At 61.4% G+C, this 10,694-nt stretch carries 9 protein-coding genes; all 9 read right to left on the bottom strand.

The genetic code is table 11. From position 1 onward, the window contains the following. Nucleotides 1-58 precede the first annotated feature (58 nt). Complete coding sequence (locus HX818_RS25970; RefSeq protein ID WP_003220044.1) at nt 59-547, bottom strand: RDD family protein; 489 nt, start codon at nt 545-547, stop codon at nt 59-61. 95 nt (nt 548-642) lie between these two features. Beyond that, nucleotides 643-855 (bottom strand): cold-shock protein, encoded by a 213-nt coding sequence (locus tag HX818_RS25965; RefSeq protein ID WP_003220045.1) that lies wholly within the window; start codon nt 853-855, stop codon nt 643-645. 390 nt (nt 856-1,245) lie between these two features. Next, entirely contained in the window at nt 1,246-2,370 is a 1,125-nt protein-coding gene (gene gcvT, locus HX818_RS25960; RefSeq protein WP_003220046.1) for a glycine cleavage system aminomethyltransferase GcvT, read from the bottom strand. 39 nt (nt 2,371-2,409) lie between these two features. Continuing rightward, nucleotides 2,410-3,786 carry an L-serine ammonia-lyase gene (locus HX818_RS25955; RefSeq protein WP_087692646.1) on the bottom strand — a complete coding sequence of 459 codons (1,377 nt, stop codon included), beginning with the start codon at nt 3,784-3,786 and terminating at the stop codon, nt 2,410-2,412. 190 nt (nt 3,787-3,976) lie between these two features. Then, nucleotides 3,977-6,823: an aminomethyl-transferring glycine dehydrogenase gene (gene gcvP, locus HX818_RS25950; protein ID WP_177020979.1), complete on the bottom strand. Its 2,847-nt coding sequence runs from the start codon at nt 6,821-6,823 to the stop codon at nt 3,977-3,979. 10 nt (nt 6,824-6,833) lie between these two features. Continuing rightward, nucleotides 6,834-7,217, bottom strand: coding sequence for a glycine cleavage system protein GcvH (gene gcvH, locus HX818_RS25945; RefSeq protein ID WP_003220049.1), 384 nt, complete (start codon nt 7,215-7,217; stop codon nt 6,834-6,836). A 402-nt stretch (nt 7,218-7,619) separates the two neighbouring features. Further along, the gene (locus tag HX818_RS25940; protein WP_102369776.1) at nt 7,620-9,128 is read right to left on the bottom strand and encodes a sigma-54-dependent transcriptional regulator; all 1,509 of its coding nucleotides are present in this window, start codon (nt 9,126-9,128) and stop codon (nt 7,620-7,622) included. Nucleotides 9,129-9,327: 199 nt separating this feature from the next. Beyond that, nucleotides 9,328-9,690: a DUF5064 family protein gene (locus tag HX818_RS25935; protein WP_003220051.1), complete on the bottom strand. Its 363-nt coding sequence runs from the start codon at nt 9,688-9,690 to the stop codon at nt 9,328-9,330. 18 nt (nt 9,691-9,708) lie between these two features. After that, nucleotides 9,709-10,638: a carbamate kinase gene (gene arcC / locus HX818_RS25930; protein ID WP_087692649.1), complete on the bottom strand. Its 930-nt coding sequence runs from the start codon at nt 10,636-10,638 to the stop codon at nt 9,709-9,711. Nucleotides 10,639-10,694: the final 56 nt, after the last annotated feature.

The following is a 10,694-nucleotide window of genomic DNA, read 5'->3' as shown; positions in this document are numbered from 1 at the left end:
GAGCGGAACCAATAGCGGCCATCACCGCAGCAACGGATATGCCCCCCAATCTAAAAACCTACTTCTTTTTCTTCGGAACCCGCACCAACCGCGTGTCCGAATAAATGTCATGCCAGCCACGTTTCTGCTTGTCGAACAACGACCAGATAAACCCAAGCCCCAGGCACAACCACGAAGCAATCGACACCACAAACCGCAACAACGCCTGCCACAGACTAATCCGCGACCCATCAGCGTTCTGCACCCGCACCCCCCAAACCTGCATCCCCAGGGTCTGCCCCGAGTGCGTCCAGAACTTGGCAAAAAACCCAAACAACACAAAAAACAAAATCGTCGACAACAGCGGATCACCATCCAGCGCGCCAGACTCAGACAGCGCCCGCAGCTTGGCCTCACCGACAAACCCCATCCACACCAGCTTGTAGATGAAGGCCGTGACGATCAGCAGGGCGGTGCACAACAGGAAGTCATAGAACATCGCTGCCAGACGACGGCCCAGGCCTACGGCGGGAAACTCGCCTTGGGGGCTCAGCAGGTGTTTCGACATGGCATGGCTCTCGGCAGGAAAAAAGCCATTTTACGGAAGAACGCCCATAAAAAAGCCCCTGATGTCATATCAGGGGCTTTTTGTCGCAGCAAGGATCAGCCTTCTGCTTGTACTTCGTCGGCTTGCATGCCTTTCTGGCCTTGCACCGCGATGAAGGTCACTTTCTGGCCTTCTTTCAGGCTTTTGAAGCCGTTGCCCTGAATAGCGCGGAAGTGGACGAACAGATCCGGACCGCTTTCTGGAGTGATAAAACCAAACCCTTTTTCGTCGTTAAACCACTTGACGGTACCGCTCTGACGATCAGCCATTTTCTTATTTCCTTGACGCAAAAAAATTAATGACAGCCCCTTTCACATGAAAGAGTACTGGGCTGGGTTGCAGGAAAGTAAGAGACGTCGAACGGGTTGTAGCAAACTTTGGCTACTGCCCAGGTCCAGGTTCAAAGCGACCCATGCAAACACAGTGGGCAAACTCTACGCCAACTAATACAGAAAAAACAAGCCCCGGCAAAACCCCAGGTTTTGCTCGGCCTCGTTACACTTCTGTCCACAATGTGGAACGCGTTTATTCGATAGAATTCGTCACTTGTTATAGGTGACTGAACATAACATTGACTATCGTCAATGCACTTTAATGTGGCGGTTGCGTTACAGATTAGTGCACGTTAACGCAACCGCGTTACTTATAGGAACAGTCAATCAACCACGGTAGTAACGTTGTGGTACGAATGGCATTTTACTTACACGTAGTGGCACCTTTTTCCCACGTACCAACGCAGATACTTCGGTATCCAGTGCGATGAAAGCGCTGTCCAGATAACCCATGGCCAGCGGGCCGCCCAGGCTCGGGCCAAAACCGCCGCTGCAGACGCTGCCGATCACGGTGCCGTGTTCGTCGACGATTTCTGCGCCTTCACGGACCGGCGTGCGTTCCTGTGGCAACAGGCCTACGCGTTTGCGGCTGACGCCGGTTTGTTGCTGGGTGAAGATCGCATCGGCGCCCGGGAAGCCACCGGCGCGTGCGCCATCAGCACGACGGGCCTTGGAAATTGCCCACAACAGGCTGGCTTCAATCGGCGTGGTCTCGGTGTTCATGTCATGGCCATAAAGGCACAGGCCGGCCTCCAGGCGCAGGGAGTCGCGGGCGCCCAGGCCGATGGCCTGTACTTCGGTTTCGGCCAGCAGGCTGCGGGCCAGGGCCTCGGCGTTCGCGGCCGGTACCGAGATTTCGAAGCCGTCTTCGCCGGTGTAGCCCGAGCGGCTGACGTAACAATCCACGCCCAGCAGGCGGGTCGGTGCGAATTGCATGAAGGTCATGTGCTTGACCTCCGGCGCCAGGCGCGCCAGCACGCTGACGGCAGCCGGGCCTTGCAGGGCCAGCAGGGCGCGTTCCTCGAACAGTGGCTCGATGGTGCACTGGTCACCGATGTGCTGGCGCAGGTGGGCCAGGTCCTGGTCCTTGCAGGCGGCGTTGACCACCAGGAACAGTTCGTCGTTACCCAGGTTGGCGACCATCAGGTCATCCAGGATGCCGCCTTGCTCGTTGGTGAACATCGCATAACGCTGCATGCCCACCGGCAGGTCGATGATGTCCACCGGTACCAGGGTTTCCAGGGCCTTGGCGGCACCGGCGCCGGTCAGGCGGATCTGGCCCATGTGCGACACATCGAACAACCCGGCTTGTTCACGGGTGTGCAGGTGTTCTTTCATCACGCCCAGCGGGTATTGCACCGGCATGTCGTAGCCGGCGAAGGGCACCATGCGTGCGCCCAGTTCGATGTGCAGGGCGTGCAACGGGGTTTTCAACAGGGTTTCGGTGGACATATTCAGCTCCTGAAATACGTGCGGACGCGCTTATAGGCGTCAGCACTCGATAATGTTGACCGCCAAACCGCCACGGGCGGTTTCCTTGTATTTGCTTTTCATGTCGGCGCCGGTCTGGCGCATGGTGCGGATGACCTTGTCGAGGGACACGAAGTGTTGCCCGTCGCCGCGCAGGGCCATGCGCACCGCATTGATGGCCTTGACCGAACCCATTGCGTTGCGCTCGATGCAGGGCACCTGCACCAAGCCGCCGATGGGGTCGCAGGTCAGGCCGAGGTTGTGTTCCATGCCGATCTCGGCGGCGTTTTCTACCTGGGAAACCGTACCGCCCAACACTTCGCAAAGGGCGCCGGCAGCCATGGAACAGGCCACGCCGACTTCCCCCTGGCAGCCGACTTCGGCGCCGGAGATCGAGGCGTTTTCCTTGTACAGAATGCCGATGGCTGCGGCGGTGAGCAGGAAGCGCACCACTCCGTCTTCGCTGGCCCCCGGGATAAAGCGCATGTAGTAGTGCAACACCGCCGGCACAATCCCGGCCGCACCGTTGGTGGGCGCCGTCACCACGCGCCCGCCATTGGCGTTTTCTTCGTTGACCGCCAGGGCGTAGAGGTTGACCCAGTCCAGCACCGACAACGGGTCGCGCAGCGCCGATTCCGGGTTCTTGCACAGTTGGCGATGCAACGCGGCGGCGCGGCGCTTGACCTTCAGGCCTCCCGGCAAAATCCCTTCGTTGCGACAGCCCGCGTCCACGCAGTCCTGCATCACCTGCCAGATCTTCAGCAGGCCGGCACGGGTTTCCGCTTCCGGGCGCCAGGCGCTTTCATTGGTCAGCATCACCTGGCTGATGGACAGCCCATAGGTGGCGCAATGGCCGAGCAAGTCCTTGGCACTTTTGAACGGGAAGGTCAGGGGTGTGGCGTCTTCGACGATACGGTCGTGGCCGGCGGCATCTTCATCCACCACAAAACCGCCGCCCACCGAGTAGTACTCGCGGCTGCGAATCTGCAAGCCGGCGGCGTCGAAGGCGCGGAAGATCATGCCGTTGGGATGATAGGGCAGGGGTTTGCGAATCATCGCCAGGTGTTCTTTCTCGTTGAACGCAATGCTGTGTTCGCCGAGCAGGTTCAAGCGTGCGTTGCCGCGAATTTCCAACAGGCGGGCGGCAACGGTTTCGGTGTTCACGGTATCCGGGTGCTCGCCTTCCAGGCCCAACAATACGGCCTTGTCACTGCCGTGGCCTTTGCCGGTGGCGCCGAGTGAGCCGTAGAGCTCCACCTTGACGCAGGTGGTGGCGCCCAGCAGGTTGTCGCGCTTCAGTCCCTCGACGAATCGAGCGGCAGCGCGCATCGGGCCGACGGTGTGAGAGCTGGAGGGGCCGATGCCAATCTTGAACAGGTCGAACACGCTTAAAGACATGGTTGTTCTCCGGTTTCTTATTATTGATCGGATGTACTCGGTCCAATTGTGGGAGCCGGGCTTGTGTGGGAGCTGGCTTGCCTGCGATAGCATCACCCGGGTCTACCGGATAGACCGAGGTGCTTGCATCGCAGGCAAGCCAGCTCCCACAAAAGCCAGCTCCCACATTGATCGCGTTCTACCGGTCAGGTTACGCGTAGCTCTCGATCGACGGGCACGCGCACACCAGGTTGCGATCGCCAAACACGTTGTCGACCCGGCCAACCGGCGGCCAGTACTTGGCTTCGATCAACGACGCCACCGGGTACACCGCTTGCTCGCGGCTGTATGGGTGGCTCCATTCGCCAACCAGTTCCGCAGCAGTGTGTGGTGCGTTCTTCAGCGGGTTGTCGTCCTTGTCCAGCGAGCCATTTTCCACCGCGCGAATCTCTTCGCGGATGGCGATCATCGCGTCGCAGAAGCGGTCCAGTTCTTCCCGGGATTCGCTTTCGGTCGGCTCGATCATCAGGGTGCCGGCCACCGGGAACGACATGGTCGGCGCATGGAAACCAAAGTCGATCAGGCGCTTGGCCACGTCATCCACGCTGATGCCGCTGCTGTCTTTCAACGGGCGCAAGTCGAGGATGCATTCGTGGGCCACCAGGCCATTGCTGCCGGTGTACAGCACGGGGTAGTGCTCTTCCAGGCGGCGGGAAATGTAATTGGCATTCAAAATCGCCAACTGCGAAGCGCGCTTGAGGCCTGCGCCGCCCATCATGCTGATGTACATCCAGGTGATCGGCAGGATGCTCGCGCTGCCGAACGGTGCGGCGCAGACCGCGCCTTCCTTGCGTTCCATCGCGGCATGGCCGGGCAGGAACGGCGTCAGGTGGGATTTGACGCCAATCGGGCCGACGCCCGGGCCGCCACCACCGTGGGGAATGCAGAAGGTCTTGTGCAGGTTCAGGTGGGATACATCGCCGCCGAACTTGCCCGGGGCGCAGAGGCCGACCATCGCGTTCATGTTGGCGCCGTCGATGTACACCTGGCCGCCGTTGTCGTGAATGATCCCGCAGATTTCGCGGATGCCTTCTTCGAACACGCCGTGGGTGGACGGGTAGGTGATCATCAGCGCAGCGAGGTGCTCGCGGTGCTCGATGGCCTTGGCACGCAGGTCTTCGATGTCGACGTTACCGCGTGCATCGCAGGCGGTGACCACCACGCGCATGCCGGCCATGTTGGCGGTGGCCGGGTTGGTGCCGTGGGCCGACGACGGGATCAGGCAGATGTCGCGGCGTTCTTCGCCACGGCTCTGGTGATAGGCACGGATGGCCAGCAGGCCGGCGTATTCGCCCTGGGAACCGGCGTTCGGTTGCAGGGAGATCGCGTCGTAACCGGTGGCCGCGCAGAGCATGACTTCCAGTTCGGTCGTCAGTTGCTGGTAGCCGGCGCTTTGCGAGGCGGGGGCGAACGGGTGCAGGGCACCGAACTCGGCCCAGGTCACCGGGATCATTTCGCTGGCGGCGTTGAGCTTCATGGTGCACGAGCCCAGCGGGATCATGGTGCGATCCAGGGCCAGGTCCTTGTCGGCCAGCTTGCGCAGGTAGCGCATCAGCTCGGTCTCGGAGTGGTAACGGTTGAACACCGGGTGGCTGAGAATCGGCGACTGGCGCAGCAGCGCGGCCGGCAGGGTGCTTTCAACGCTGGCAGCCAATGCGGCGAAGTCCGGCAGGGCTTTACCGCCGGCGAACACGCTCCACAGGGTTTCGATGTCGGCTTGGGAGGTGGTTTCGTCCACCGACAGGCCAACGCGTTCGCCGTCGACCACACGCAGGTTGATGCGCTGGGCGCGAGCCTTGTCGTGCAGGGCAGCAGTTTGCGCGCCGGTCTTGATGGTCAGAGTGTCGAAGAAGTGGGCTTGTTCAACCGCCAGGCCCAATGCGCCCAAGCCTTTGGCGAAGATCGCGGTCAGGTGGTGAATGCGGTTGGCGATCTGGGTCAGGCCTTTCGGGCCGTGGTACACGGCATACATGCTGGCGATGTTGGCGAGCAATACCTGGGCGGTGCAGATATTGCTGGTGGCCTTCTCGCGGCGGATATGTTGCTCGCGGGTCTGCATGGCCAGGCGCAGGGCCGGCTTGCCGAAACGGTCCACGGAGACGCCGACCAGACGGCCCGGCATGTCGCGCTTGAACGCATCCTTGGTGGAGAAGTACGCCGCATGCGGGCCACCGAAGCCCAGCGGAACGCCGAAGCGTTGCGCGCTGCCGATGGCCACGTCGGCGCCGAACTCACCCGGCGGGGTCAGCAGGGTCAGGGCCAGCAGGTCGGCGGCCACGGCCACCAGCGCATTGGCGGCGTGGAAGCGCTCGGTCAGTTCGCGGTAGTCGAACACGTCACCGTTGCTCGCCGGGTATTGCAGCAGGGCGCCGAAGAAGGCACTGACGTCGGTCAGTTCACGCTCGTCGCCCACCACCACGTCGATGCCCAGTGGCTCGGCACGGGTGCGCAGTACGTCGAGGGTTTGCGGGTGGCTGTGCACGGAGGCGAAGAACGCGTTGCTGCCTTTGTTCTTGCTCAGGCGTTTGCAGAAGGTCATGGCTTCGGCAGCGGCGGTGGCTTCGTCCAACAGCGAGGCGTTGGCGATCGGCAGGCCGGTGAGGTCGCTGATCAGCGTCTGGAAGTTCAGCAGCGACTCCAGGCGGCCCTGGGAAATCTCCGGCTGATACGGCGTGTAGGCGGTGTACCAGGCCGGGTTTTCCAGGAGGTTGCGCAGGATCGGCGACGGTGTGTGGCAGTTGTAGTAGCCCTGGCCGATGTAGGTCTTGAACAGCTCGTTCTTGGCGGCAATCGCCTTGATCGAAGCCAGTGCGTCGGCTTCGCTCAAGCCATCGCTCATGCCCAGTACGGCGGTGCCCTTGATGCTCTCCGGGATCACGCTGGCGCTCAAGGCTTCCAGGGAATCAAAGCCCAGGGTGGCGAGCATGTGTTGCTCGTCGTCCTGGCGCGGGCCGATGTGGCGGGCGATGAATTCGTTGGCGGTGGTCAGATTAGTCATGGCGCGCTCCTCAGGCTTCAGCGTTGGCTTTGATCAGGCGGTCATACGCATCCTGATCCAACAGCTTAGCTACTGCGTCGGCATCAGCCGGTTTAAAGCGGAAGAACCAGCCTTCGCCCATCGGGTCTTCGTTGACCAGCTCGGGGCTGCCGTCCAGCTTGTCGTTTACTTCGAGGACTTCGCCGTCCAATGGCATGTATACGCCGCTGGCGGCCTTGACCGATTCAACGGTGGAGGCTTCTGCCCCTTTGTCGTAGGACTGCAGCTCAGGCAGTTGCACGAAAACCACATCACCCAGCGCGTTCTGCGCAAAAGCGGTAATGCCCACGGTCACGCTGCCGTCGGCTTCGGCGCGCAGCCATTCGTGATCTTCAGTAAAGCGCAACTCGCTCATGGAAACTCCTCAGGGCCAGATTCGTCTGGTGGACGGGATTGGAATAATGGGGAGTTGCTTAGCAAAATTGCGGCCAATGTTTTTTTGTCGTTATAAAACAATTAGTTACTGATTATGGCGGGTGGTGATCGGAAGGTGGTTGTAGCGATATCGCTACAGCTGGGCCGTTGAAAAAAAGACTATGAGGATCAAAGCCTTGCATCGCGACGCTTGGGACGGTGTGTATTGATATCGTTCCACTGTAGCGCTTTCAGTACAGGCGGAGGTCGCTTTTGAGGGCGCCGTAGATCAAATGTGGGAGCGGGCTTGCTCGCGAAAGCGGTAGGTCAGTGCCGAATGTATTGACTGACCCAACGCATTCGCGAGCAAGCCCGCTCCCACATGTTGATCGCGTTCAGTCAGTCAGGGCTTGCTGGGAATACCGTACTTGCGCAAGCGATGGGCAATGGCGGTGTGGGAGGTTTGCAGGCGGCTGGCCAGCTGGCGCGTGGACGGATAGCTGACATAGAGCTTCTCCAGCAACCCGCGCTCGAAATCCTCCACGGCCTGCTCCAGGCTGTCGACTTCACCATCGTTCTGCCGCGCCACCGAGGTGCCGGCGATGTCCAGGTCGCCGATGTCCACCAGGCTGCTTTCGCAAATGGCCGCGGCGCGGAAGATCACGTTCTGCAACTGGCGCACGTTGCCCGGCCAGCGGTTGCCCAGCAGCGCCGGGTAGGTGCCCGGCGCCAGGCGGCAGACCGGGCGCTGGATCTGCGCGCAGGCCTGCTGCATGAAGTAGCGGGCCAGCAGCAGGATGTCCTGGCCGCGCTCGCGCAGGGGCGGCACTTCGACGTTGAGCACGTTGAGGCGGTAGAACAGGTCTTCGCGGAAGGTGCCTTCGCTGACCATCTTTTCCAGGTCGCGGTGGGTGGCGCTGAGGATCCGCACATTGACCTTCACCTCACGGTCGCCGCCCACCCGGCGGAAGCTGCCGTCGTTGAGAAACCGCAGCAGCTTGGCCTGCAAGTACGGTGACATCTCGCCGATCTCGTCGAGGAACACCGTGCCCTGGTTGGCCAGTTCCATCAGCCCCGGCTTACCGCCGCGCTGGGCACCGGTGAAGGCGCCGGGGGCGTAGCCGAACAGTTCGCTCTCGGCCAGGTTCTCCGGCAGCGCCGCGCAGTTCAGGGCCAGGAACGGCGCGCTGTGGCGTGCGCTGATGGCGTGGCAGGCACGGGCCACCAGCTCCTTGCCGGTGCCGGTCTCGCCCTGGATCAACAACGGTGCATCCAGCGCCGCCACCCGTTGCGCCCGCGCCTTGAGGGTGCGGATCGCCGGAGACTCGCCCAACAACGCGTCGAAACCTTCGGCGTGGTCATGGTGCAGCGCCGACAGTTGTTCGCCGATGCGGTTGGGTTGGTACAGGGTCAGCAGGGCGCCGGCGTCGGTGATCGGCGTGGCGTCCAGCAGCAGGGTCTGGCCGTTGACGCTGATTTCCCGCAGGGCCAGGCGAAAGCCGTGTTCCAGCAGGGTGGCCAGCAGGGTTGGGTCGTCGAACAGTTCGTTGATGCTTTCCCCGGCGGGTTCGCGACCGTACAAGGCGATCAGCGCCGGGTTGGCCAGCAGGATCTTGCCGGCGCTGTCCAGGGCCAGTACCGGGTCGGTCATGGCGGCGAGCAGGGCATCGAGTTGCAGGTGCTGGCGCTGGCCGGGGAGGATGTCGACCACGGTCACGGCTTGCACGCCGCGCACGCTGAACAGTGCATCGCGCAGCTCTTCCAGCACCTCGGCGCTCAGGGTTGGCGCGTCGATGTAGACGTTGGGCGGAACCATTTCCACCGCATCCAGGTTCAGATTGCGCCCACCGAGCAAGGCCAGGACTTCCTGGGTGATGCCGACGCGGTCGATGAAGCTGACGTGGATACGCATGGGGCGGTTAGCGGTTCTGGCGAGCGAGAGGTGGCAAGTATGCCTTGGAGAAGATGGAGATCAAAATGTGGGAGCGGGCTTGCTCGCGAATGCGGTGTGTCAGTCACCGGATGTATCAGCTGATACACCGCATTCGCGAGCAAGTCGAATCGTCGCACCGCCGCTCCCACATTTGATAGTTGGTGCCTGGGAAATCAGGTTATTCGAGGTGTTCGGGTTTGACCGGATCCCCAGGCTTCACATCCAGCTGATGGCGCACATCCTCAAACATCAAATCGTACTGCTTGTGCATCTGGCCATTGAGCACGGCAATCTTCGGCATGCCGTACTTCTGCGCGATGTTCATCGCCTGCCGGGCGAAGTCGAACGACTGGTCCTTGGGCAGGAAGAACTCTTCCTTGAGCTCCTTGCCCTGCACCGTGCCGTGCATCTTGAAGAGCATTCCCTTGCCTTCCTTTGGGTCCTGGCTGACTTCGTAGTCGATGCACAGGTTGTAGCTGTAGTCATCCTTGTTCAGCGCGTGGCGTTCGATGTGCAGGTGACCAGGTTCAAAGGTAGCCATAGGCGTTTCTCCTCTACTTCACAGGTAGGTGATGCCAGGTTTTGCGGTACTGATGCGGGTGCCGGCGCTGCCCTGGACAATTGCTTCGATGTCCGAGAGTGAACCGATCACTGCGGTTTTTCCAGTCTGGCGGGCGAACTCGCACGCGGCCTGGACCTTGGGTCCCATGGAGCCGGCGGCGAAGCCGAGCTTTTCGATTTCGTCCGGGTGTGCCTGGCCGATGGCTTTCTGGGTGGGCTTGCCGAAGTCGATAAAGGCGGCATTGACGTCGGTGGCGATCACCAGCAAATCGGCGTCCAGTTGCCCGGCCAGCAACGAGGAGCACAGGTCTTTGTCGATCACGGCTTCAATGCCCTTGAGCTTGCCGTCTTCGCCATACATCGTCGGAATCCCGCCGCCACCGGCGCAGATCACGATGCTGCCTTTTTCCAGCAGCCACTGGATCGGGCGGATTTCAAAGATCCGTTTTGGCCGTGGGCTGGCCACCACGCGGCGATACTTGTCGCCATCGGGGGCAATCGCCCAGCCTTTTTCAGCGGCCAGTTTTTCCGCTTCGGCTTTGGAGTACACCGGGCCGATGGGTTTGGTCGGGTTCTGGAAGGCCGGGTCCTTGGCGTCGACTTCGACCTGGGTCAGCAGTGTGGCGAACGGCACTTCGAAGTCCAGCAGGTTGCCCAGTTCCTGTTCGATGATGTAGCCGATCATGCCTTCGGTTTCGGCTCCCAACACATCCAGCGGGTAAGGTGAAACCTGGGTGTAGGCGGCAGCCTGCAGCGACAGCAGGCCCACTTGCGGGCCATTGCCGTGGGCAATCACCAGCTCGTTGCCTTTGTGGATCTTGGCGATCTGTTCGGTGGCGATGCGGATATTGGCCCGTTGATTGTCTGCGGTCATGGGTTCACCACGGCGCAGAAGGGCGTTGCCGCCCAGTGCAACGACGATACGCATATAAGGTTGTCCTTCCAGAATCCAGCGTTGTGAACACCGGGCCAAATGTGGGAGCG

It is taken from the genome of Pseudomonas sp. F9001, assembly GCF_013385435.1.
Classification (GTDB): domain Bacteria; phylum Pseudomonadota; class Gammaproteobacteria; order Pseudomonadales; family Pseudomonadaceae; genus Aquipseudomonas.
Note: the sequence above shows the minus strand (reverse complement) of the source record. Positions and strands in the feature narration are given on the sequence as shown.

Bases quoted from the DNA above. Each gene is read 5' to 3' on its own strand.
- HX818_RS25970 (WP_003220044.1), bottom strand. From the start codon at position 547: ATGTCGAAACACCTGCTGAGCCCCCAAGGCGAGTTTCCCGCCGTAGGC.
- HX818_RS25965 (WP_003220045.1), bottom strand. From the start codon at position 855: ATGGCTGATCGTCAGAGCGGTACCGTCAAGTGGTTTAACGACGAAAAA.
- gcvT (WP_003220046.1), bottom strand. From the start codon at position 2,370: ATGTCCACCGAAACCCTGTTGAAAACCCCGTTGCACGCCCTGCACATC.
- HX818_RS25955 (WP_087692646.1), bottom strand. From the start codon at position 3,786: ATGTCTTTAAGCGTGTTCGACCTGTTCAAGATTGGCATCGGCCCCTCC.
- gcvP (WP_177020979.1), bottom strand. From the start codon at position 6,823: ATGACTAATCTGACCACCGCCAACGAATTCATCGCCCGCCACATCGGC.
- gcvH (WP_003220049.1), bottom strand. From the start codon at position 7,217: ATGAGCGAGTTGCGCTTTACTGAAGATCACGAATGGCTGCGCGCCGAA.
- HX818_RS25940 (WP_102369776.1), bottom strand. From the start codon at position 9,128: ATGCGTATCCACGTCAGCTTCATCGACCGCGTCGGCATCACCCAGGAA.
- HX818_RS25935 (WP_003220051.1), bottom strand. From the start codon at position 9,690: ATGGCTACCTTTGAACCTGGTCACCTGCACATCGAACGCCACGCGCTG.
- arcC (WP_087692649.1), bottom strand. From the start codon at position 10,638: ATGCGTATCGTCGTTGCACTGGGCGGCAACGCCCTTCTGCGCCGTGGT.